At 64.2% G+C, this 23692-nt stretch carries 22 protein-coding genes; 14 read left to right on the top strand and 8 right to left on the bottom strand.

Translation table 11 applies throughout. The features are described from left to right. Positions 1 to 211 precede the first annotated feature (211 nt). Genes CT676_RS07710 through CT676_RS07700 form a run of 3 tightly spaced genes read right to left on the bottom strand, consistent with a single transcriptional unit; the run spans position 212 to position 3591 of the window. Entirely contained in the window at positions 212 to 1084 is an 873-nt protein-coding gene (locus tag CT676_RS07710; RefSeq protein WP_028149198.1) for an ABC transporter permease, read from the bottom strand. Beyond that, positions 1081 to 2022 (bottom strand): ABC transporter permease, encoded by a 942-nt coding sequence (locus CT676_RS07705; protein ID WP_135214268.1) that lies wholly within the window; start codon positions 2020 to 2022, stop codon positions 1081 to 1083. The genes CT676_RS07710 and CT676_RS07705 overlap by 4 nt, the downstream gene beginning before the upstream one ends. A 57-nt stretch (positions 2023 to 2079) precedes the next feature. Then, positions 2080 to 3591: an ABC transporter substrate-binding protein gene (locus CT676_RS07700; RefSeq protein WP_135214267.1), complete on the bottom strand. Its 1512-nt coding sequence runs from the start codon at positions 3589 to 3591 to the stop codon at positions 2080 to 2082. 221 nt (positions 3592 to 3812) lie between these two features. Here CT676_RS07700 and CT676_RS07695 point away from each other — a divergent pair, with 221 nt between their 5' ends. From CT676_RS07695 to CT676_RS07675, 5 genes are read left to right on the top strand one after another with little or no spacing between them, the layout of a single operon-like run. Then, a complete protein-coding gene (locus tag CT676_RS07695) occupies positions 3813 to 5021 on the top strand; it encodes an ROK family transcriptional regulator (protein WP_343287537.1) in 1209 nt (402 codons plus the stop codon). Further along, positions 5018 to 5794: a glucosamine-6-phosphate deaminase gene (nagB, locus tag CT676_RS07690; protein ID WP_135214266.1), complete on the top strand. Its 777-nt coding sequence runs from the start codon at positions 5018 to 5020 to the stop codon at positions 5792 to 5794. The genes CT676_RS07695 and nagB overlap by 4 nt, the downstream gene beginning before the upstream one ends. Then, a complete protein-coding gene (gene ggt, locus CT676_RS07685; protein ID WP_135214265.1) occupies positions 5791 to 7386 on the top strand; it encodes a gamma-glutamyltransferase in 1596 nt (531 codons plus the stop codon). The genes nagB and ggt overlap by 4 nt, the downstream gene beginning before the upstream one ends. A 36-nt stretch (positions 7387 to 7422) precedes the next feature. Continuing rightward, positions 7423 to 9048, top strand: a complete 1626-nt coding sequence (locus tag CT676_RS07680; protein WP_135214264.1) for an ABC transporter ATP-binding protein — start codon at positions 7423 to 7425, stop codon at positions 9046 to 9048. 33 nt (positions 9049 to 9081) lie between these two features. After that, a complete protein-coding gene (locus tag CT676_RS07675; protein ID WP_135214263.1) occupies positions 9082 to 10311 on the top strand; it encodes a Gfo/Idh/MocA family oxidoreductase in 1230 nt (409 codons plus the stop codon). 89 nt (positions 10312 to 10400) lie between these two features. Here CT676_RS07675 and CT676_RS07670 read toward each other — a convergent pair whose 3' ends face one another. The 4 genes from CT676_RS07670 to madL all read right to left on the bottom strand — a co-directional run bounded on the left by CT676_RS07670 (position 10401) and on the right by madL (position 13904). Next, on the bottom strand, positions 10401 to 11549 hold the full coding sequence (locus CT676_RS07670; RefSeq protein ID WP_135214262.1) for an ABC transporter substrate-binding protein: 1149 nt from the start codon (positions 11547 to 11549) through the stop codon (positions 10401 to 10403). A gap of 466 nt (positions 11550 to 12015) precedes the next feature. Continuing rightward, the gene (locus CT676_RS07660) at positions 12016 to 12702 is read right to left on the bottom strand and encodes a GntR family transcriptional regulator (protein WP_071911412.1); all 687 of its coding nucleotides are present in this window, start codon (positions 12700 to 12702) and stop codon (positions 12016 to 12018) included. Further along, positions 12703 to 13467: a malonate transporter subunit MadM gene (madM, locus tag CT676_RS07655; protein ID WP_063981840.1), complete on the bottom strand. Its 765-nt coding sequence runs from the start codon at positions 13465 to 13467 to the stop codon at positions 12703 to 12705. Continuing rightward, positions 13464 to 13904 (bottom strand): malonate transporter subunit MadL, encoded by a 441-nt coding sequence (gene madL / locus CT676_RS07650; RefSeq protein WP_028149209.1) that lies wholly within the window; start codon positions 13902 to 13904, stop codon positions 13464 to 13466. Before madL ends, madM begins: the two co-directional genes overlap by 4 nt. 193 nt (positions 13905 to 14097) lie before the next feature. On the opposite strand from madL, the gene mdcA reads away from it, so the two are divergent. From mdcA to CT676_RS07615, 7 genes are read left to right on the top strand one after another with little or no spacing between them, the layout of a single operon-like run. Next, complete coding sequence (gene mdcA, locus CT676_RS07645; protein WP_135214261.1) at positions 14098 to 15744, top strand: malonate decarboxylase subunit alpha; 1647 nt, start codon at positions 14098 to 14100, stop codon at positions 15742 to 15744. A gap of 10 nt (positions 15745 to 15754) precedes the next feature. Next, positions 15755 to 16072: a malonate decarboxylase acyl carrier protein gene (gene mdcC / locus CT676_RS07640; protein ID WP_071911406.1), complete on the top strand. Its 318-nt coding sequence runs from the start codon at positions 15755 to 15757 to the stop codon at positions 16070 to 16072. Next, entirely contained in the window at positions 16069 to 16983 is a 915-nt protein-coding gene (locus CT676_RS07635) for a biotin-independent malonate decarboxylase subunit beta (protein ID WP_135214260.1), read from the top strand. Before mdcC ends, CT676_RS07635 begins: the two co-directional genes overlap by 4 nt. Beyond that, complete coding sequence (mdcE, locus tag CT676_RS07630) at positions 16970 to 17710, top strand: biotin-independent malonate decarboxylase subunit gamma (RefSeq protein ID WP_135214259.1); 741 nt, start codon at positions 16970 to 16972, stop codon at positions 17708 to 17710. The genes CT676_RS07635 and mdcE overlap by 14 nt, the downstream gene beginning before the upstream one ends. Next, entirely contained in the window at positions 17703 to 18350 is a 648-nt protein-coding gene (gene mdcG / locus CT676_RS07625; RefSeq protein WP_135214258.1) for a malonate decarboxylase holo-[acyl-carrier-protein] synthase, read from the top strand. Before mdcE ends, mdcG begins: the two co-directional genes overlap by 8 nt. Further along, positions 18347 to 19210, top strand: a complete 864-nt coding sequence (gene mdcB / locus CT676_RS07620; RefSeq protein WP_063981834.1) for a triphosphoribosyl-dephospho-CoA synthase MdcB — start codon at positions 18347 to 18349, stop codon at positions 19208 to 19210. The genes mdcG and mdcB overlap by 4 nt, the downstream gene beginning before the upstream one ends. Next, positions 19210 to 20130, top strand: coding sequence for an acyltransferase domain-containing protein (locus CT676_RS07615; RefSeq protein WP_084795019.1), 921 nt, complete (start codon positions 19210 to 19212; stop codon positions 20128 to 20130). Before mdcB ends, CT676_RS07615 begins: the two co-directional genes overlap by 1 nt. Here CT676_RS07615 and CT676_RS07610 read toward each other — a convergent pair. After that, positions 20070 to 21095 carry a hypothetical protein gene (locus CT676_RS07610; protein WP_135214257.1) on the bottom strand — a complete coding sequence of 342 codons (1026 nt, stop codon included), beginning with the start codon at positions 21093 to 21095 and terminating at the stop codon, positions 20070 to 20072. The genes CT676_RS07615 and CT676_RS07610 overlap by 61 nt on opposite strands. Before the next feature lie 348 nt (positions 21096 to 21443). Between CT676_RS07610 and CT676_RS07605 the strand changes: the two genes are divergently transcribed. Further along, on the top strand, positions 21444 to 22877 hold the full coding sequence (locus CT676_RS07605; RefSeq protein ID WP_244623099.1) for a hypothetical protein: 1434 nt from the start codon (positions 21444 to 21446) through the stop codon (positions 22875 to 22877). Positions 22878 to 23022: 145 nt separating this feature from the next. Next, on the top strand, positions 23023 to 23586 hold the full coding sequence (locus tag CT676_RS07600; RefSeq protein ID WP_244623098.1) for a hypothetical protein: 564 nt from the start codon (positions 23023 to 23025) through the stop codon (positions 23584 to 23586). Positions 23587 to 23692 lie beyond the last annotated feature (106 nt).

The following is a 23692-nucleotide window of genomic DNA, read 5'->3' as shown; positions in this document are numbered from 1 at the left end:
TGATTGCGGGACATCCCGCCCTCGATCGCGGACACGACACGCTTGCGAAGATCCAGAGAATAAGGCTTGCCCATCCATGCTGGCCTCCAACCCAGCCAGAATGGTGAATCAGAAACACACCGATTTGGGAATCCCAAATCGATTCAACCTAACCCCATCCCGCTTTAGGCCACGCCGCGGAGTCCCCCAGCGGAACAGGCTCGTCTTCCATCTAGTGCCTGGGATTGAGGGCATCATTCAGGCCGTCACCCATCAGGTTGAAGCCGATGACGAGCGCAATGATCGCGAGGCCGGGCCAGAAGGCCATCCATGGCGCCTCGCCGAGAAATTGCCTGGCAACGTCAAGCATGGCGCCCCATGAGGGGGCCGGAGGAAGCTGGCCAAGCCCCAGAAAGGCCAGGCTCGCCTCGGCGAGAACTGCAATCGCCATGGTCAGCGTCGCCTGCACAATCGTCGGCGCAAGCACGTTCGGCAGCACCTGTCCGGTCAGGATGGCGAGATGGCCGAGGCCCTGGGACCGGGCCGCGGCGATGTAATCCTCGGTGCAGACAACCAGCGTCTCGGCACGCGCGACACGAACGAACACCGGCACGGCGGAAATGCCGATGGCAATCATCGCATTTTGCAGGCTGGGGCCCAGGAACGCGGCGAGCGCAATCGCCAGCACCAGAAAGGGGCAAGCGAGCAGCGCATCGGCGAAGCGCGAGATCACCATGTCGGTGAGGCCGCCGAAATAGCCGGCCATGAGACCAAACGGAAGGCCGATCAGCACCGCGACCGTCACGGAGACGATGCCGGCGGCAAGCGAGGCTTGCGTGCCGAAGATCACGCGCGACAGCACGTCCCGACCGAGATCGTCGGTGCCGAACCAATGTGCCGCACCGGGTGCCGCGCGAATCGCCATCCAGTCCGGCGAGTTTGGATCGTACGGCGCAATCCACGAGGCAAACACCGCCAGCACGACGAAGAACAGGATGATCGTGGCCCCGATGACGGCGGATGGTTCGCGCAACAGGCGACGAATTTCCGAAGGAGCGGCGGCGCGTGCCTGACTTGCGACCGGCACCGTCTCAATCGAGCTCATGACCTGAGCCTCGGATTGAGCAGCACATAGGCCACGTCGGCAATCAGGCTCATCAGGAGGAATACGGCTGCTGTGCAGAGCACGACCGCCTGAACCACGGCATAATCGCGGCTGAACACGCCGTCGACGACCATCTTGCCGAAACCCGGGATGGAAAAGACCTGCTCCGTCAACACCGCGCCGGCCAGCAGTTCGCCAAATTGCAGTGTGCCCAGCGTGACCACGGGAATCAGCGCGTTCGGCAACGCGTGACGCATCACGATGGTGCTTTCGCGGACGCCCTTCGCGCGGGCGGTGCGCACGTAGTCCTGCTTCATCGCCTCGATCATCGCGCCGCGGACATGGCGCATCATGATCGCAGCGGTGCCCGTGCCGAGCACCAAAGCGGGCATCAGCATCGAAAGCAGGTTGCCTCCCACGCTCTCGGACGGCGGAACGAAACCTCCGGCCGGAAGCCAGCCGAGATTCACCGAGAACAGAAGGATCAGCATGATCCCCAGCCAGAAATGCGGGATCGACAGTCCGGCAAGCCCGAACAGACTGGCGCCGTAGTCGAAGGGCGTCCCGCGCCCCAGCGCCGCGAAGATCCCGATCGGCAACCCGACGAGCAGCGCGACCAGCATCGACAGGGTCGCGAGCTCAGCGGTCACCGGCAATTTTTCCGCCAGCATGGTGCCGATCGGTAATCGGGTGCGTACCGACGTGCCGAAGTCACCGTGCACCAGGGCTTTCAGCCAGACGGCGTATTGCACCGGGATCGGATCATTGAAGCGATACTTCTGCCGAAGATATTCAACGACTTCGGGATTACGCTCTTCTCCGGCGAGCGCCAGCGCAGGATCGCCGGGCAGCAGTTTCTGCAGACCGAACACCATCATCGACACCAGCAACAGGGTCGGCAGCAGGACGGCAAGCCGGCGCAGAAGCAAGCTCTTCATCGGGGCAGACTGGTCCTCACCAGGACGAGCGCATCGGCGGGCGCGAGGCGTTGCACATCAATTCACAGGCCTGACACCGACCAGGCGCAACAGACCGTCCGGCACCATGACGATGCCGCCGACCGATTTGCGGGCCGCAAAGAACCAGTTCGGGTGATGGAGGGGAATCGACGAGAGCGCCGTCAGGTAAATGTCCGTCGCTTTGGCGTAGAGTGCCTTGCGCTTGGCTTCGTCAGCCTCGCCCCGGGCCTGGTTCAGGATCGCATCGAGATCCTTGTTGCAGTACTTGTTGACGTTCTGGGAGCCCGCGCAACTGAAAAAGGCGACCAGCGTCGGGTCCGGGTCAGCGCGGCCGCTCCAGTTGCCGATATAGGCTTCGAAATTGCCGTTCATGTAGCGCTCGATGGCCGTGGTCGTTTCCATGGGCAGCAGCTTGACGTCGAAACCGGCCTCGCCCGCCATCGACTGTATGATCTGTGCGACCCGGGAATCGCCGGCCGTATTCTCGTACTGGATCTCGACCGGCACGCGAGTCATTCCGGCGGCGGCAATCATTGCCTTGGCCTTGGCAACATCGCGAGCCGGCGCCTTGCGCGCGCTATCGTAGAACGGAGATGACGGCGGGATCATCTGGTTATCCGCCAGGAACTCGCCGTTGAAGGCAACGCGGTTGATGACATTGCGATCGATCGCCAGCTCAAAGGCCTGACGCAGCGTCGAGTTCTTGCCGAGTGGCGTATCGGCCTTCGCGCCCGCGCCGACATTGAACATCAGATGCGAGACGGCAAGTCCCTGGCCGGAATGCAGGGCGAGGTTGGGATCGTCGCGTACGGTCTTGAGATCGGTCGGCGCGATACGCTCCGCGAGATCGAGATCGCCCGCCCGGACACGCGACAACCGCACGGTCGAGTCGGGAACGTAGTAGTAGACGACCTCGTCATAGCCGACCCGTGCAGCGTTCCAGTAGCCGGGATATTTCTTGACGCGAATGAGGTCGCGCGACTTGCGCTCGGCAAATTGATACGGACCGGCACAGACCGGCGCGGCCGCAAATTCCCCGGCTTTCTCCGTGGCGGCCTTGGGCGAGACCATCATGCCGGCACGATCGCTGAGATTGGCAAGCAGCGGCACGAACGGCTCCGACAGGTTGAACTTCACCTTGTCCGCGGCAAGCGCTTCGACGCTCGCGACCGGCGCCAGCTCGGCCTTGCGCTTGGAATCCGGCATGGACTTCATGCGCTCGATATTGAACTTGACTGCCGCTGCATCGAACGCGGTGCCATCGTGGAACGTGACGTTCTGGCGTAGCGTAAAGGTGATCGACTTGCCGTCCGCGGACCACTCCCATGCCTCTGCCAGCTGCGGCACGATCTTGAGGTCGGGGGAGATATCGACGAGCTTGTCACACAGCGCCGCAAACACGAAGCGGCCGGAGTATGTGCCGCTGAGTGCCGGGTCGAGCGCATCGGGATCGTCCTGAATGCCGACCCGCAATGTCGCGGCACTCGCCGAGACCAGGCCCGATGCGATCATCAGAATTGCCGCCCACGCCGTGCCCGTCCGCTTCATACGGAATTCCTTTCGTCGCACGCCTATCCCAAGGCTTCCAAGGCTCTGCTGTTGGAGGTCAAGACAAGCACGACTGAACCTATTTGTAAATGTCTCGAACAAATCATGGAACTAAATTACAATACATCGCTTTCGAGAGCGCAAAATCCTCGTGCCTCACCCCTTGACGACAGATCAAGCGAAGTATTAGTTCGGTATATTGACTAATTGGATTGAGGCCCATGCCAGACGCCCCCTCATCGCCCGTTGCGCGACAGCAATCCGTGCGCCTTGTGGTAGAGCGCCTGCTGCGCGATCGCTCGGTATCGCGCGCCGAAATCGCCCGCAGCACGGGCCTGTCCAAGCAGACCATCTCCGAAGTGATGCGTGATCTCGAGCGCGACGGCTGGGTCCATGAGGACGGTCAAATCCAGGGCAGCGTGGGGAGAAGCGCCGTCACCTATGCGCTCCGGCCGGATGCCGCCTTCGTGTTGGGTATCGACCTTGGCGGCACGAAACTGCACGTCGCACTTGCCGATCTGCACGGTGAGATCGTCGCCGAGAGCATCGAACCGACATCCTGCGACGGCGGCGCTGCCGTGGTCGCACAGATCGATCGCATGAAGGATGCCCTGCTTCAGCGTGCGTCCGTATCGGCGCAACGCTTGCGCGGCGGCGTGATGGGAAGTCCGGGGATGGTCGACCCAGCGTCGGGCAGCATCGTCATCGCGCCCAATATCCCCGGACTGGATAGCCTGGACGTGAGGGCCGCGCTGCGCGAACGGCTCGGAATCGACGTCGCTATCGAAAATGACGTCAATCTCGCCGCAATCGGGGAGCACTGGCGCGGCAACAGCCGCAAGGCGCGCAGTTTCGCCTTCATCGCAGTCGGCACCGGCATTGGCATGGGCATCTTTTCGAACGGCTATCTCGTGCGCGGCGCACGCGGGGCGGCCGGCGAGATAGCCTACCTGCCGCTTGGGGGCGATCCCTACGATGCGCGCGGTCTTCGGTTCGGCACCCTGGAAACCGCGATCGGCAGCGCCGGCATTGTCGAACGCTATATCGCGCTCGGCGGCGCGCCCGGCAGTACCGTGCGCGATGTCTTCGATCGGCTCGCGGTCGAGGAGGCGGCGCGAGTGACGATCGACGAGATCGGCCGGATCCTCACGACCGCGATCCTGGCCGTGCACAGCATCCTCGATTCGGAAATCATCATCATGGGCGGCAGCATCGGCGCGCGGCCCGAGTTGAAGGTCCGGATCGATGAACATCTGGCACGCTGCATGCGCGAGCCTGTTCGTATCGAGCTCAGCGCGCTCGGCAATCGCGCCACGCTGATCGGCGCGATCGGAAGCGCGATCGACCTCGTGCATCGCTCGTTGTTTGGCATCGGCAAGGATGCGGGCCCGCTGGCTCTTCCTTTCACGGCAGCAGATGTCGCGGCATGAAGGAGCAGGCGCCGAGAATCGAAGTTGTCGGCAATGCCGCCGCCGTCGCGGAACGCGCAGCCGCGCTCGTCATCGCGCGGCTACACGATCGGCGGCCGGTTACCCTCGGTCTTGCGACCGGAGCGACAATGGCGCCGCTCTATGCCCGCCTTGTCGCCGCGACCCGCGCCGGCCTCATCTCATTCCGAACGGTGTCGAGTTTCAACCTCGATGAATATGTGGGCGTCGCACCCCAATCGCCCGGAAGCTTCCATGCCTATATGCAGCAGCACTTGTTCAGGCATGTGGATATGGAAGCCGGTCGGGCAAAGATCCCCGATGGCACGGCCGACGACGTCGCCGCCGAGGCCGCGCGCTATGAGGCGCAGATTGCGGCTGCCGGGGGCATCGACCTCCTGCTCCTCGGCATCGGCGCCAATGGCCATATCGGCTTCAATGAGCCAGGTTCGGATTTCGCCTCACGTACCCGCGAGGTCAGACTCGACGAGGCAACCCGCATCGCGAATGCCATCAATTTTCCCGATCCGGCGTCGGTTCCCGAACGTGCGATCACAATGGGCATAGCAACAATCCTGGAGGCTCGGAGCATCCTCCTGATCGCCAAGGGACCGGAGAAAGCAGCCGCACTCGCGGCCGCGATCGAGGGTCCGATCACAACAGCTTGTCCTGCCTCGGCACTCCGCCTGCATGGCAACGTCGATATCCTTTGCGATGAACCGGCTGCCGCAGCCCTCGCCACGCGGCCCCACAACAACAATCGGAGAAGGGCATGAGCTGGGGACAGCGCGATTTCATGGTGCCGGGGCGCTCGCTGGCGGTGGGCGATCGGGGCATGGCCGCGACCTCTCATCCGGCTGTCACGCTCGCTGCGGTCGAGATCCTGCGCAGTGGCGGCAATGCGGTCGATGCCGCCATTGCCGCGATCGCCCTCCAGGGTGTCATTGATCCGCATATGACCGGCATCGGCGGCGACTGTTTTGCGATCTATGCTCCCGCCTCCGGCAAGCCCGTCGCTGTCAACGGCTCGGGCCGAGCGCCGGCGAAGGCCGAGCTCGGCTGGTTTCGGCAACGCGGGCTGGCGTCGATCCCGGACGATTCACCCCATGCAGTGACAGTTCCGGGTGCGGTCGATGCCTGGTGCCGCCTCTCTGGCGACTATGGTTCAAAAGGCCTGGACGAGGTTCTGGCGCCGGCGATCCGCGCGGCCGAGACCGGCTTTGTGGTGACGCCCCGCGCCGCACTGGATTGGGCACGCTACGCCGATCGCATCGAACGACATCAGACTGGCGTACCGGTCTATCTGCCCGGTGGCGCTGCGCCCGCCGTCGGCAGCAAGCTCAATCATCCCGCACTCGGCGCGACGCTGCGCCGGATTGCACGCGAGGGACGCGCCACGTTTTACGAAGGTGCCGTCGCCGAAGAAATCGTCGCGACATTGAAGGCGCTGGGCGGAGTGATGCAGCTTGAAGATCTCGCAAGTGCCCGATCGGAGTACGTTGAGCCGATCAGCGCCGACTACCGCGATCATCAAATCCTGCAATGCCCGCCTAACGGACAGGGCGTCGCGGCGCTGCTGATCGCCCGCATCCTTGCCGGCTTCGACATGGCCAGTCCGGCGCTCGGCGAGGCGGATCGCATTCACCTCCTAGCCGAGGCAACCAAGGCGGCCTACCGGCAGCGCGACGCGCTGGTCGCCGATCCGGAATTCCGTCCGCTCGATGTCGATTCGCTACTCTCAGAGGCGTCAGTTGCGGCATTGCGCTCCGCCGTCGACCTGAAGCGTGCCAGCGCATCAGCGGATTTTGACATGCCTGTTCATCGTGACACGGCCTACGTTGCGGTCGCCGACCGCGACGGCAACATGGTATCCTTCATCAATTCGCTTTTCTTCGCGTTCGGCAGCGGCATCTACGCTCCTCGCGCTGGCGTGCTATTGCAGAACCGGGGTTCGGGATTCTCCCTTCTCGAAGGACATCCCAATGCGATTGCGCCGCGAAAACGTCCCTTTCACACCATCATTCCGGGTCTGCTGGCGAAGCATGGCAAGCCGATCATGGCCTTTGGCGTGATGGGTGGACAATACCAGGCGGCGGGACATATGCAGATCCTGAGCGGCGTGCTCGATCGTGGGCTCGACATTCAGCAGTCCTCGGATGCGCCGCGCAGCTTTGCGTTTGATGGCACACTGAGTCTCGAACCCACGATTCCCGGCTCCGTCGCCGACGAATTGATTGCGCGCGGTCATCGCGTGATCTGGGCGGACGAACCGCTCGGAGGTTGTCAGGCCGTGCACGTCGATCATTCCAGGGGCGTCATTCTCGGCGCGTCGGACCATCGCAAGGACGGCATTGCACTGGCGGCGTGACCAGGATGAGAAAGACGTGATGTCGGATCGGACAGCATGAGCGAGACAATAGAGGCGATCCTGTCGATCGAGCGGCTGACGCTGGCGCTGCCCGCCGGCGGGGATCGTGCCTCTGCCGTCGAGGACGTTTCGCTTGCTCTGCATCCGCGACAAATCCTCTGCGTCGTCGGGGAATCCGGCTCCGGTAAATCGGTCTGCGCCTCTGCTGTCATGGGCCTGCTGCCCAGGGCCATTCGCCCGGTTGCAGGGGCCATACACTTTGAGGGGCGCGATTTGCTGAACCTCCCCGCAGCAGAATGGCGGACGTTGCGCGGGCGACGCATCGCGATGATCTTCCAGGAACCGATGACAGCGCTCAATCCTGTGATCAGGATCGGCGACCAGATCATGGAAGCGTTCGAGGCGCACGGACAATTCACGCCAACTGAGCGGCAAACCCACTTGCGCGCCCTCCTCGAAGAGGTCGGCATGCGCGACCTCGAGCGGATCATCCACAGCTACCCGCATCAATTGTCGGGTGGCCAGCGTCAGCGTGCCATGATCGCAATGGCCCTTGCGCTCGAACCATCGATCTTGGTCGCGGACGAACCAACCACGGCACTCGACGTCACGACACAGGCACAGATCCTTCGGTTGATCCGGGACATTCAGCAGCGGCGCGGCATGGCGGTGCTGTTCATCACCCATGATTTCGGCGTCGTCGCCGACATCGCGGACCGCGTCGCGGTCATGGAGAAGGGGCGCGTCGTCGAACAGGGGTCCGTGGAGGACGTGCTCGAACGCCCGCAGCATCCCTATACGCGTCGGCTGCTCGCCGCGGTGCCCGGCGGGACCCCGCCGGTCCGGGTCCGGGTCGAGGACGAACCGATCGCCTGCGCCGCGACCGGACTTGCGAAGATCTATCGTGGCAGCGACTGGTTCAGCTCGCAGACCGAGGTCGCAGCCGTAAAGAATGTGACCTTCGAAATCCGGCGCGGCGAGACGCTCGGCCTCGTTGGAGAGTCCGGCTCGGGCAAGAGCACGATCGGTCGGCTGGTGATGCGTCTCACCGACGCCGATGCCGGTGTGGTCCGTATCGGCGAACTGGATTTCTCCGAGGCTCGCGGTGCCGGCCTGCGGGCCGCCCGCAAGCACGTCCAAATGGTGTTCCAGGATCCCTTCGCCTCGCTCAATCCGCGTCGCCGCGTCGGGCGAATTATCGCCGACGGACCGATCGCGCACGGCGTCCCGCCGGCGCAGGCCTTCGCACGTGCCGAGGAACTGCTGGCACTCGTGGGACTCGACCCGAGCGCCGCGCGACGCTTTCCGCATGAATTCTCCGGAGGGCAACGCCAGCGGATCGGAATTGCGCGCGCGCTGGCGCTCGACCCAGAGGTGCTGGTGGCCGACGAACCGGTGTCGGCACTCGACGTCTCTGTCCAGGCGCAGGTGCTCACCTTGCTCGAGACGTTGAAGGCGCGGCTGCGGCTGGCGGTGCTGTTCATCACCCACGATCTCAACGTCGCGGCCCAGGTCTGCGACAGGATCGCAGTGATGCGCCTCGGAGAAATCGTCGAGATCAGGCCGACGGCAGATCTACTGACACGGCCGGAGCATCCCTACACGCAGGCACTGCTGGCCGCGATCCCGGGCAGGCAACGCAGGACGCCCACGTCGGTCTGAACCACCACATTTTCATTGAAGGAGGTCTCTGACATGCAGAAGCTCACGGAACTTCCAATGCTGCGCATCGGCCTTGTCGGCAGCGGCTTCATCGCCGCGTTCCATCTGCAGTCCATGCTCGGCGTGCGCAACGTCAGCGTCGGCGGCGTCTACAGCCGTTCCGCCGAGCGACGGACGCGCATCGCCGACAAGGCGCGCAATCTTGGCCTTGGGCCGGCGCATGTGTTTGACAGCATCGAGGCGATGGCAATGTCCGGCGAGGTCGACGCGCTTTGGCTGTTGACGCCGAACGACAGCCGTCTCGACATCATGCGCGAGATCCACCGCGTGACCAAGGCCGGGGCTCCCCTGCGCGCCATCGCCTGCGAAAAGCCACTCGCCCGCACGCTTGCCGAAGCACGGGAGATGCGCAGGCTCGTCGAAGATGCAGGCCTGCTTCACGGTTATCTGGAGAACCAGCTTTTCTCGACCGCGGTGATGCGCGGCAAGGACATCATCTGGCGGCGAGCCGTACCCGGAAGTGGACGCCCCTATCTCGCGCGTGCCGCCGAGGAGCATTCAGGACCGCACGAGCCATGGTTCTGGCAAGGCGACAAGCAAGGAGGGGGCGTGCTCTCCGACATGATGTGCCATTCAGTCGAGGTCGCACGCTTCATGCTGACCGCGCCAGGCGCAAAGCGCGACTCCCTACGGCTGGTCAGTGCCAGCGCCACGACGGCCAATCTCAAATGGACGCGCCCCCACTACGCTGCCGACCTCAAGAGGCGAATGGGGGTCGATTTCACCAAACGTCCGGTCGAAGATTTCGCGCGCGGGATACTTTCGATGGAAGATACCGACGGGAATCAATTGATGATCGAGGCGACAACCTCATGGGCGTATGTCGGCGCGGGCTTGCGCATCCAGCTTGAACTGCTTGGTCCCGAATATTCGATGGAGTTCTCCTCGCTCTCGACTGGCCTCAAGGTCTTCCTCTCCCGCGCGATCAGCGGATCAGAGGGCGAGGATCTCGTCGAGAAGCAGAATTCCGAGCAAGGTCTGATGCCGGTAGTCGAGGACGAAGCCGGCATCTACGGCTACACCGACGAGAACCGCCATATGGTGGAGGCATTCAGGCGGGGCATGAGTCCGGCAGAAACCTTCGATGACGGGGTCGGCGTCATGGAAATGCTTATGGGGCTCTATCGCTCCGCGGAGCTTGGCCGGACCATCCATTTCCCGGATCCCGAACTCGAGCACTATGTCCCTCTCGTGGCGCGCTGACGGCGTGCCCTGTCCTGCAGGCTGACGAGTCGAGATCACCGACAAGAAGCTCGGCTTCAACATCGCGTCTTCCCGAGGATGGCGCGCTGCTATTTCGCCAAGCGGAACTTCCCGCCCTCGACCTTGATCAAAAAGGCTGAGCGTTCATCATAGCCGTTGTGGTCGGTCTTGCTCATGTTCGACAGCCCGTTGTTGAGATAGATGTTCTCCCCGCGCTCGAGTTCGTCCCGCAGAGCTGCACGAAACTCGGGCGTACCCGGCTTCGTCGTCTTCAGCGCGTTCGGAGCAGCTTTCCCGATCAGCGCGACGACATCCCAGAGGTGAGCCGCGAACATATTGGGCTTCTGACCGTTCACCGCCTCATAGGCCGTCACGAACTGCTCCGTCGCGTGACGGAACGGGTCTCCCGCCGGAAGATCGGCCGCAACGGTAAAGGCCTCGCCGGCGAAAATAGCGCCTTCGACGGTCGCGCCTCCGAGCTTGATGAACTCCTCGCTGGCTACGCCATGCGTCTGGAAGATCTTTCCGGTGTATCCGCGCTCACGGAGCGCCTGCTGCGGCAGGACCGCCGGTGTGCCAGCAGAAGCAATGAAGACGGCGTCAGGATTCGTCGACATCACCTTCAACGCCTGGCCGGTGACGCTGGTATCCGCACGCGCGTAGACTTCATGTGTCGTCACCGTCAGGCCCAAGGTCGGCGCAAGGCGGCTCACCTCCTTATAGTAACCTTCGCCATACCCATCCGAAACACCGATAAAGCCAAGCGTCTTCGCGCCGGATTTCGCGATGTATTTGAGAATGGCGCTCGCCATCAGGTCATCGTTGGGGACGACCTTGAAGGCCCAGGCCCGCTTGTCGTCCAGCGGCTGAACGATGGCGGTGGCGGCCGCAAGCGATAGCAGCGGCGTCTTCGACTCCAGCGCGACGTCGAGCATCGGCATGGTCACCGGCGTCAGAGAAGACCCGACCAGCACGTCGACCTTGTCCTGGATCACGAGCCGGCGCGCGTTCTGGATCCCTTTGGTGGAATCAGACTCGTCGTCCAGGATGATGTAGGTCGCCTTCTCTCCGCCGATCTCTTTTGGCAGAGCTGCGACAGTCTTGAGCTGGGGTTGCCCCAACGCAGATCCCGGGCCAGTGGCCGAAATCACAATTCCGACTTTGATTTCCGCGTGCGCCGCGCATCCATAAAGTACGCAGGCCACAACAAGACAAACGCGCGTGAAACCGATCGTCATACAGCTCCTCCCTGTCCGCCCCAGTGCTTCGGCTGGTTGCATCGGACCCCGCGGGGCAGCATCAACGCCCCGGAGGAGATCGTCCGATATTCTGGCCCTGTCCCGGGGTTACGAGCAACCAGACGAGCGACCCTAAGCGGATTGCAGGGCCGTGTCTGTCCCTATGCCTAGGGACAAGGACCCGCGTCTCAAGCCAGGCGCCGGCCCAAGCCGCAGGAGTACGGTTCGTTGCGTATGTTTTGCTTCGGACTATTGGCCTAACAGCTTCCTGATACCTGTCAAACCGGCACGCAGGAACGGATCTGAGTGGATGTAGAAATATTTGACGCCGCGCTCAAGCCGCTCGGCGCGATGCGAGCGCGGCGCGCCTCGATCAGGCAGAATGGGCACGCGACCTTACCAATGGTCCATGCCTGCGGCCGCCGGATGCGGTCATGCTATCGGCCCGATCGTGCGATCGGGCTACTCAGCCGAGGCGATCATCGATGTAGCGCCTGAGTGCGGACGCGGCATTCAGCATGTGCGCACGCATTCGGCGCGCGGCAGTCTCTCCGTCACCTTCCGCGATCGCCTGCATGATGGCGTCATGCTCGTCGCGGGACTTGCGAATGCGATCGCCCTGCCGCAATTGGGTGCGGCGGAAGGCGCTGAGCCGCGAACGCACGTCCTGCGCCTGCTCGGCGAGAAACGAGTTGTGCGTTGCGCGATAGATGCATTCGTGGAATTCGCGGTTGAACGTGTCATAGGCATCGACATCGTTGGCCTCGACCATCTTCAACGAGGCGTCATGGAGTTCGATCAGATGGCTCCGCTCGAGCGGGGTCATGCGGTAGGTCGCGAGCCTGACGCACATGGCTTCCACCTCGGCGCTGGTCTCGAACATGTCCATGATGCGCTCCGGCGTCATCCGCGCAACGACGAGGCCGCGGCGGCCGCGCACCTCGACGAGGCCGCTGACCACGAGTTGGCGAAGCGCCTCCCGCACCGGCGTGCGGGAAGCTCCAAAACGATCGGCAAGCTGCTGCTCTTCCAGGGCCGAACCGGCGACGAGCGCACCTGAGGCAATCTCGTCCGTGAGCGCATTCCGGATGCGATCGGAGAGCAGCCCGCCATCGTCCTCCGCGTCGACTGCGACCTTCAATACTTCTGCCATTCAGCCTCCCGTGATCGCGCGCACCGCGAAGTAAAGGATCGAGGGCGCGACCAGGCATCCGAGCCCGGTGTGGAATGTCGCCGTCAGCGCACCATAGGGCACCAGACGCCGGTCCGTCGCCGCCAACCCTCCAGACACGCCGCTGACCGTTCCCATCAAGCCGCCGAACACCATCGCGCTACGCGGATTGTTCAGGCCGATCATCTTCGCCACAAAGGGCGTGCCGATCATGACGATCACTGCCTTGAATACACCGGTCGCGATCGAGAGCGCAATAACCGGTGAGGATGCGCCGATCGCCGCACCCGTGACCGGGCCCACGATGTAGGTGACCGCACCGGCGCCGATCGTCGTCAGCGATTCCGCGTCAGTGTAGCCAAACGCCGCGGCGACGAACACGCCGAGAATGAACGGCACCACCGTTCCCAGTCCGAGTGCGACCGCACCGATCACCCCGGCCTTGCGCGCGTGGACGACATCGACCTCGAAGGCGGTTGCGACGATGGCGAAATCGCGCAGCATCGCTCCACCCATCAGGCCGATCCCGGCTAGGGCCGGCAGGTCGGCCACGCCCTTCTCGCCGCCGGTGGAGATGCCTCCCCAAAAGGCTAGCGCAAGGCCCAGCATGATCGCGATCGCCGAGGCGTGAATGCGCCCGAAGGTGAGATATTTCGAGATCGCTCCGGAGATCCACATCAGGATTCCGACGACCGCGAACGCAGTGATCAGCGCATTGGCGGCGAGAATGTGAGACATCATGATCATCCGATCCTTCCGGACTTGAAGTGGGGCACAGGTGCAGCGAGCGCCTCGGCCTCTCGCGCCTCGATCTCGTCCATGGTCTCGACACGACCGCTGAACCGGCCGATCAGGGCCACCATCGCGAAACACACCGCGACCGCGCCGATCCCCGCAATGACGACGATCGGACCGCCTTTTGCCGCGGCGACCACGTTCTGCTGCGCGGCCATGGCGACCACGATCGGAATGTAGAAGCTGCCCCAGAACTCGACGCCGGTCTTGAGCCCGTGGCTGAGTATGCCGTGCCGCACCAGCCAGAGCCGGGCCGCGATCAAGAACATCATGGCGATGCCCACGCCGCCGACATTGGCCTTCACGCCGAGGGCGACGCCGAGCAGGTCCCCCAGCAGGCCCCCTAAGAGGGTGCAGATCGCGAGCAGCGCTACGCCGGAAATGGTCACGGGCGCCTCCCCTCGGCGAGCAGGGCACGATCCCCAGGACTTGGACTATCTGCATGCATTCGCATCGTAAATTCCCTCCTGTGTATGCGAATATCCATCGCTTATGGGTTTATGCATGCACTAATTGACATTTGAGAGCAATACGCATACATTTAGGCAATCGAAAGCCAACCCCGCATGCCAAGGAGCCGAAATGAGCGATTGGGGTATGCAAAAGGCCGCCCTGGCGGAGCGCCTGGCGGCCGGCGGCCAGCACGCGAAGGGCAAGATGGTGCCCATTGCGAACCTGCCTGCATTCCTGAGGGCGGTGATCTGGTCAGGGGACCGGGTTTGCCTGGAGGGCGATAATCAGAAGCAGGCCGACATCCTCGCCTCGGCGCTCGCGAACCTCGACCCCCAGGATGTCCATGACCTGCACATGGTGCAGTCGGGGGTGGTCCTGCCCGCCCATCTCGACATCTTCGACAAGGGAATCGCGCGACGGCTCGACTTCTCCTATTCGGGGCCGCAAGCGGCCCGCATCGCGCGCATGCTGTTCGGCCGCAAGATCGAGCTCGGGGCCGTGCACACATACCTCGAGCTGTTCGCCCGGTATTTCATCGATCTCACGCCGAATGTCGCACTCATCGCGGCGGTGAGCGCCGACAAGGACGGCAATCTCTATACGGGGCCGAACACCGAAGACACGCCGACGGTGGTCGAGGCGACGAGCTATAAGAACGGTCTCGTCGTGGCGCAGGTCACCGAAATCGTCGACAAGGTGCCGCGCGTCGATATTCCCGGCGACCTCGTGCATTTCGTGGTCGAGGCCGGCCGCCCCTTCTATGTCGAGCCGCTCTTCACCCGCGACCCGGCCGCGATCACCGAGACCCAGATCCTGACCGCAATGCTCGCGATCAAGGGCATCTACGCGCCCTACGGCGTGCGCCGGCTCAACCATGGCATCGGCTTCAACACCGCCGCGATCGAGCTGCTGCTGCCGACTTATGGCGAGAGGCTCGGCCTCAAGGGCAAGATCTGCACCCATTTCGCGCTCAACCCGCATCCCACGATCATTCCGGCGATCGAATCCGGCTGGGTCGACCAGATCCACTGTTTCGGCTCGGAAGTCGGCATGGAGGATTACGTCGCGGCGCGTTCCGACGTCTTCTTCACCGGGCCCGACGGCTCGCTGCGATCGAACCGCGCCTTCTGCCAGACGGCGGGCCTCTATGCCTGCGACATGTTCATCGGATCGACGCTCCAGATCGACCTCGAGGGCCACAGCTCGACGGTGACGACCAGCCGCATCGCCGGCTTCGGCGGTGCGCCCAACATGGGCTCCGATCCGCGCGGCCGGCGCCACCCGAGCGAACCCTGGCTCAAGGCCGGCGCCGAAGCCGATCCCGATTCCAACGCGGCGCTGCGCCGCGGCCGCAAGCTGGTGGTGCAGATCGGCGAGACCTTCGGCGATCGCAATGCGCCGCTGTTCGTCGAGCGGCTCGATGCGCTCGATCTGGCGCGCGAGCTCAAGCTCGATCTCGCGCCGGTGATGGTTTACTCGGACGACGTCACCCACATCGTCACCGAGGAAGGCATCGCCAACCTCTTGATGTGCCGCAGCAAGGACGAGCGCGAGCAGGCGATCCGCGGCGTTGCCGGCTACACCGATATCGGACGCGCGCGTGATGCGAAGCTGGTCGAACAGCTCAGGCAGCGCGGCGTGATCCAGCGCCCCGAGGATCTCGGCATCGATCCGCTCGACGCCGACCGGCGCCTGCTGGCGGCCCGCTCGATCAAGGACCTCATGCTGGCCTCCGGCGGTCTCTACCGCCCGCCCAGCCGCTTCCGCAATTGGTGAGGAGTTTTGCATGGAAAAGCTCAGCTTCAGACTGACTGCCCCGAGATGCGCCGGCGGCACTCGCACCCAGGCGATCGTCGGCGTCGTCGCCTCCGGCAATCTCGAAGTCCTGCTGGAACGCGTCTCGCCGGCAGATGTCTGCACCATCGACATCGCAACGGCTGCTCATGGCTTCGGCATGGTCTGGGACGCCGTGGTCCGCGACTTCGTCGCCCGCCGCTCCGCCGGGGGCTTGCGCATTTCCATCAATGACGGCGGAGCCAGGCCCGACACAGTGGCGCTGCGCCTTGCGCAAGGCGTCCGCAAGATCGAGGAGCCGGAACGTTGACAGCCGTCACAGCCGACGCCAATTTGCTGAGCTGGTACGAGGCCAGCGCCCGCCAGCGCATCGACGCGCTCGTCGACGCCGGCAGCTTTACCGAACTCAACGGCCCCGAGCTGCGCGAGATGAGCCCGCATCTGGCGATCTTCGACCTGCCGGAACAGTTCGACGACGGCATCGTCGTCGGCCGCGGCCGTCTGGACGGCGCGCCCGTGCTCGTCGCGGCGCAGGAGGGACGCTTCATGGGCGGTGCCTTCGGCGAGATCCATGGCGCCAAGCTCACGGGCCTCTTGCGTGCCGCGCGTGCGCTTCATCAGGACGTACTGATCCTGTTCGACACCGGCGGCGTGCGGCTTCAGGAAGCCAATGCGGGCGAGCTCGCCATCGCCGAGATCATGCGCGCGATCATCGAGGCACGGCGCGCCGGCATCCACGTGGTCGGCCTGATCGGCGGCCGTGCCGGCTGTTATGGCGGCGGCAGCCTGATCGCCGGCACCTGTTCGCACCTGATCATCTCGGAACAAGGCCGGCTCAGTGTCAGCGGCCCCGAGGTGATCGAGACCAACAAGGGCATCGAGGAGTTCGACTCGCGCGATCGCGCGCTGGTGTGGCGCACCATGGGCGGCAAACACCGTTACCTCATCGGCGGCGCTGATGCGTTCGTCGACGACGAGGCGCAGGCGTTTCGTCAGGCGGCGGTCGACGCGCTCAAAGCCAACAGACGATGCGACGTGGCGGTGCTCGAAGCCGAGCAGACGCGCCTCGAGCGGCGATTGCAGCGTTTCGGCGAGGCCGAGGACGCCATCGAGATCTGGCAGACGCTCAGCATCGACCAGCCGACTCAGATTCCCGCACTTCCGACCGGCGCATTTCTTCGCGCGGCAGACAACAGGGAGAACGCCGATGACGCTCGATGAAATCCTGGCCAGTCTCTTTCCAAACGGCAGCAAGATCGCAACCACGGGCGCGATGATCGCGGGACAGGCGATCCTGCCCGGTGGAGGTCCCGTCCACGTGCTGGGCATCACGCAGGGTCAGCCGCTCGGTGTCGATGAGGCGATCGTGCTCGCAGGCCACGTGATCGAGATCGTCAAATCCGGCGATCGTGCGCCGATCCTGGTCCTGGTGGATTCGTCGAGCCAGCGCATGAGCAAGCGCGACGAGTTGCTTGGCCTCAGTGAGTATCTGTCGCATCTCGCCAAGACCCTGCTGCTGGCGGAAGCCGAGGGACACCGCACCGTCGGCCTGCTCTATGGTGGCAGCGCGGCCGGTGCGTTCATCGCCACCGCGCTCGCCACGGCTACGCTGGTGGCGCTGCCCGGAGCGCATCCCGCCGTGATGGATCTGCCGTCGATGGCGCGGGTCACCAAGCTGCCGATCGATGTGCTGAAGGCCAAGGCGGAAGCGACGCCGGTGTTCGCGCCTGGCCTCGACAACATGGTGCAGACCGGCGGCATTCACGCCGTCTGGGATGAAAATGCGCCTTTGGCGCCGCAGCTTGCGGCCGTGCTGCAACGGCCGCAGGGACAGGACGATCGCGCCCGGCTCGGCGCCGAGCGTGGCGGCCGGCGGAAGGCGGCCGAGATCGCCGATCGGGTTGTCACGCTCGCGGCAGCCGCGCATGAGGGGGCGCAACATGGCTGAAGCCCTCCAGCGCCATACGATGGTGACGGCCTCGGCCACCGGGTGGGCCGCCGCGATGAGCCGAAATCCCGCGCTCGCCAGCGAGCCGATTATCGAGGGCTGGGCGCGCACCGGCCGCCCGCTCGTGGTTCGCAGGCCGGCCTGCAACGACCCCGCAGGCATGATTCCGCTTGGCCTGCCGCTGCCGCCGAGCCACGGCAAGCGGCGTATCGCGGTCGCGCTCGCCCCCGGCGAACTCATCGCGCATGCTCCGCCGCCATTGCTGGCGGATACGGCAGCAGCCGCGCCGGCGTCGTGGCGCCAGACCATCGACCTGCTCGTCCGCCTTCTGCCTGAGACGCGCACGTACGGCAGTCTGGCCTGGCAGCATCTCACCGGCCTGCCCTATCTGTCCGATGGGTCGGACCTCGACCTGCTCTGGCCGCTGTCGTCGGCGAGGCACGCGATCACCCTGCCGTCCGACATCGCGCGGATCGGAGAGACGGCGCCGATGCGGCTCGACGGCGAGATCGTCTATCACGCCGGCGGCGTGCAATGGCGCGAGCTGACCGGCGCTGACGAGGACGAAGTCCTCGTCAAAGGCGCGGCCGGCGTTCATGTCACCACGCGTGCGGCGTTTCTCGCCGGTGGCGCGTCATGAATGTCGCGCTGAGATGGCAAGCGCCGCCGCAACGCGCGCTCCGCGCGGAGCAGCTCGGTCATCTCGCATCGCTGTGCCTGAAGCTCGAAGTCGAGACCTATCCGAAGCCGGGGCTCGTCAGCCACGTCGACAACGGCGCGCATCGCGATATGGACGCCGGGCTCCTGTGCCGAAGCGCCGACACGCTGGCTCCGTTCTTCCACGACCTCGCAGCCGCGGGCGCCGAGGGCGCCGGCATGGACCGGTTGCGCGCGATCGGGGTTGCGGCGGAGCGCGCGATGTTGGCGGCGACCTCAGGTGTGAACACGCATCGCGGCGCGATCTTCGGACTGGGTCTGCTCTGCGCCGCGGCCGGGTATCGCGGCGCTCTCGGTATCCGCAAGCCGCTCGGCGAATTGGTGTCGCAACGTTGGGGCGACGCCATCTACGCAGGCCCGATATCCCTGCGTAGCCACGGCGCCGTGGCGTCACGTCGCTACGGCGCCGGCGGCGCCAGGGCGGAAGCGGCTTGTGGCTTCCCCTCCGTCTATGACATCGCCCTTCCCGCGCTGCATGCGGCGCGGACGCTCGCGCCTCGGGATGAGGAGGCGGTTCGGGTTCAGACCTGCATGGCGCTGATCGCAGATGTTGCCGACACCAATCTGTTGCACAGGGGCGGAGTTGACGGATTGCGCTTCGCGCAGGCCAGCGCATCCGCATTCCTTGCCGCAGGCGGAATCGGTTGCCCAGGCTGGCGCAAGCACGCCGACGGCATTCACCAGGCGTTCGTCGCGCGCAATCTCAGTCCGGGCGGATCGGCAGATCTGCTCGCCATGGCTCTGTTTGTGGACGCTCTCTTCGTCGATCGGCTGGCCCCCTGATGCTTGCACTGCTCTGCGGCGGACAAGGCACCCTGTCGGACAATATCTTCGATCTCGTCGCCGATCGGCCTGCTGCGGAATCGGTCTTCGCCGCTGCGACCGCTTGTCTCGGCGAAGATCCGCGGAAGTTCATAAGGACGCGCCGCGCGGACGAGCTGTCCGCCAACCATGCCAGCCAGATCCTAACCGTCACATCGGCGCTCGCGATCCACGCCTGTATCGCGGACTTGCTGACTGAGGGCACCGCTGTCACGGGCTACAGCGTCGGCGAGATGGCGGCCTGGAGCGTTGCGGGAATATGGACCGCCGCCGAAGCGTTGCGACTGACCGATATCCGCGCCCGATTGATGGACGGCGTGGCGGGGCCGGATGGGCGGCTCGGCTATGTCCGCGGGCTCGAACGAGCCACGCTCGAACACCTGCTCGAGACGCACCGCTGCGAGATCGCAATCAGGAATCCCGGCCTTCTTGTCGTGGTTGGAGGCGCGGAGTGCGATGTCATCGCCCTCTGTCAGGAGGCGACGACACAGGGCGCCGCCCGCGCCGGTCTTCTCGCCGTCAAAATCGCCTCGCATACGACGCGTCTCGAACCGGCCTGCACGCCCTTGCAGCAAGCGCTTGCGACCAGCAGACGCGCTCCTGTCGCAGACCAACGAACCCTCCTCGCAGGGGATGGCGGCGAGCGCATCTTCTCCGTGACCGATGCGACAGCAAAGCTCGCATGCCAGATCGCGCGCCCGATCGACTGGGCGGCGACGCTGGAGGCTCTCGTAGAGCTCGGGGTCGATCAAGTCCTGGACCTCGGTCCAGGACACGCGCTTGCCGAGATGACGCAAGGCTTCCATCCATCGATCCGCTGCTACGCCGCCGACGGATTTCGCACGATCGATGGTCTGCGAAACTGGGTTGTTTCCGAATAGGCAGGGCGCCCGGCGGCTCGCGATTGAGCGAACGCATGAAATTTCTCGAGAGAACTCGCCCTCGACAAGAGAAGCCTCCAGATACTCACCGCGATCGGTGCTGAAAGCTGTGGTGTTGAGCGACGCCAGGCATTGCCCCATAAGTCCTGTTGGGCCCAAACCAGGGAGCCGCGCCGCCAGGGAGCTCGAGGCCCATTCTGCCTGCTGGCGTCAACTCGCCGCTGGCAAGCGAATAATAGCTGGGGCAGCAGCGCGGCCCACCGAATGGTTAGACTCGCGCTCAAGACGGAGACAAGCCCCAAAGCCATCAGCAGCATGCCAAGCCAGGTCCAAACCCGTCCGTCATCGCCCGCCTCTGCGGCGGAAAAGGCGAGCGGCGCCGCCGAGGCGGCAACCACGTCACTGGCGGCTGGCGCCGCCGCAAGGAGTGCCTCCACGTCGACCTGGCGCGGCGTGATCTCGTCGGCCGTGAGCCGGTCGCGTTTGGAAAGGGGGGCCGGCGACGCGCGGGTTGCGATCCCGGTGGCGAGGACGGGACTGGCATCAACCACCTGCGCGGGCACGGACGGGCTCGGCCGGGACGTATCCGCAGGTGCGGAGCGCGGCAGCTCCGCGCGCGCATCCACCACCGTCTTCCGCTTGCGCGCCGCGGTCTGGTTCTCTTCGGCCGCGGCGACACGATGTTTGGTGGCGCGTTGCTGAACCAGCTTCTTCGCCCTCTCAGTTCCTTCGGCGATCTGGAACCAGCATCTGCGCTGGCCTTCCACCCGATAGACCCAGTGCTGGCCATCGGCGGTCGACTTGCCGGGCCGCGTCAAGCACTCTGCTTCCGCGGAAGCGGGCGCAGGGGCTGTGGCGGGACCGGCATTGAAGAGTTCGGAAAGAGGCGTCGAAAACGCGGATGATGTCGAGAGACCTGCAATAAGCGTAAAAGCGGCGCAATAAACTCGCAAATGACCGGACATGGAAAACCCCGGTGTTGCGCCCCTGCCCGGACGGGAGCGTTGGCCGTGACCTAGGTCGCAATGCGACCTAAATCCGGCAACGCCGTGGATTCATTTTGGCCGCAGGCGATCTGGCCGTCAGCTCGATTGTCCATTTTCGCCATCCCCTCAAGGTCGCACTTTCAAGCATCGGCCCACGCAAAGTTGCAAAGGCTGTTTACCCGAACGGATGTAGCCGATGTTACTGGTGCCAGACGAAGCGCTATATCCGAACTGACGACTGGGCATTCGACCTTCCCGGGATGACAGTCTGTCGGGAGTGCAGAACCCGTCCGATCGCGCGGAGCGATTGCGATGAGGGAGGCTACGATGGATTTTTCGCGGATGTCGGATGCAATCCGGCTGCATCACGCCTCCCATCGCCACGATGGGTACGATGGTGACGACGAAGCGGGTCCGGCACCGAGCGCACCGTTCCTGACTGACGCGGTTGGCGGTGGCGCCCTGGTCCATGGTCCCCGCCCGTTTGCAGGTCTTGCAGATTCTGGAGCGCACCCCGCGAGCGCGAACACCCAGCACAATGACTCCGACCCGATTCAATCCAAACATCCCACGTCGGTGGGCGACACGGGCGGCCACGTCGGCAACCACGCTGCGGCGGGCCTGGATGCTTCGTCCACCACGCCCGCTTCCGGCGCATCACATCCCGGGATGGGCATTGCTGCGGTCGAGAGCGGAGCCAACACGGCCGGAAACGGCGGAGATGGCTACTTCTACGGAAGCATCATTCACGCGTCCCTGTTGATCTATCAACCGATCAACATCTCGGTGAGCTTGGGATACGGCTCGGTCGCCCTGGCCAACCAGTCCAACAATTTGAATGTCGATCAGTCCGCCTTTCAGATGGCCGGCGTCGGCGGCCATGGCGGCAATGACAACATTGCATCGGGAGGCAGCGTCAGTACGTCCCTAGGCGCCGGCCTGATCGCGAGCGGCGACAACGGCGCCGGAAACGGCGGCAGTGGCTATTTCTCGGGTGCGATCGTGGACGCTCCCGTGGTGATCTATCATCCGATCAATATTGCGGTGGCGGCCTCGGGCGGCACTGCGCATGCAAGTCAATCGAACACGGTGGATATCGATCAATCGGCCACTCAGATCGCGGGCGTCGGCGGAAGTGGCGGATATGGCAATTTGGCCGCCGGCGGCAGCGTCATGACGCTCGACCCCAGCTGGGGATCAAGCAACGGAGGCGGCGTCTTTGGCGTTCAAACGGGCGGAAGCCAGGCCGGCAATGGCGGTGACGGCGTGTTCTACGGTGAACTCGTCCATACCTCGTTTGTAGTGTACAACCCGATCAACATCGCAATCGCGGGCTATGGTTCCAGCACTTACGCGGTCCAGATAAATGATGTCTCCGTGGATCAATCCGCGGTTCAGATCGCTGGCATTGGCGGGCACGGCGGCAACGACAACGCCGCAGCGGGCGGCCATGCAAGCCTTCTTTCCCATAATCTGTGGGGCGGTTCCGATACGATCGCGACCGGCTCGAACAGCGCAGGCAATGGCGGCAACGGCTATTTTGCCGGCAGTCTGATCGACGTCAGCGTCGCGATCTATGCACCCATCAACATCGCAATCGCAGGTCCCCATTCGACGGCCGTAGCCGATCAGGTCAACAACGTGCACATCGACCAGAGTGCGGTCCAGATCGCCGGCGTTGGCGGGGACGGCGGCCACGGCAATCTCGCACTGGGTGGCGATGCCGCGCATCTCTTGTCGGATCTTCACCTGGTGGCATAGCGAAACGTCGCATCGCTCGCATAGCCGATCGCATCGCGGCACGCGCCGTCGCCACTCTTCGCATGCAAAGCCCGCGCAGAGGCGCGTCTCCTGACGAAATGTCGTACTTTCGTACGTAGGCCCACCAAACCGGATGGTGTCCGATTTGACATCTATCGCCATCGCGCGCGGGCGGACCAGACTTGCCGCGCGCGTCCGCCTGATCGGGATGGATGTTGCACGACAGCCAACAAACCGACGGAGGCCTCAAATGATGCCAAAGGCAATCAACATCTCGGATACGATCAAAGTCAAATCGATCGACACCGGTGGTCAAAGTGCCGGAAATGGCGGCGACGGTACTTTCAAGGGAGCCATCATCAGCAAGCCGACTGTCAACTACGATCCGACCAACAAGGCGGAAGGTGCCGACGTGCACGTGAACACCGGCGATCACGTCAAACAAACGGCGGATTGGGATGCCGGCGGCGCAAACGCCAAGGCCTCGTATTTTTCGAAGGCCCATGGCGGAGACGCCGAGTCGAACGGAAGCCAAAAATCCTACAGCGGCTACGATACCTCCAAGGTCTACGCCAATACGGATGCCACCCAGATCAACAAGGTCATGGTGGACCAGCACCAGGAAGTTGTGGCCGGCATCGGCGGCGATGGCGGAGACGGCAACTTCGCATGGGGTGGCGGAGTGACCTTCCATCTCGATACGCTCTAACCAGCCGCTCGTCCGACTGGCGGGACCGGCGGCCGCGGCCGCCGGTCCTGGATTTCACGCCAATGATCTACCGATGCCGTTGCCGGATTGCGTTGGCCATCGGTCA

It is taken from the genome of Bradyrhizobium sp. MOS001 (genome assembly GCF_004634465.1).
Taxonomy (GTDB): domain Bacteria; phylum Pseudomonadota; class Alphaproteobacteria; order Rhizobiales; family Xanthobacteraceae; genus Bradyrhizobium; species Bradyrhizobium barranii.
Note: the sequence above shows the minus strand (reverse complement) of the source record. Positions and strands in the feature narration are given on the sequence as shown.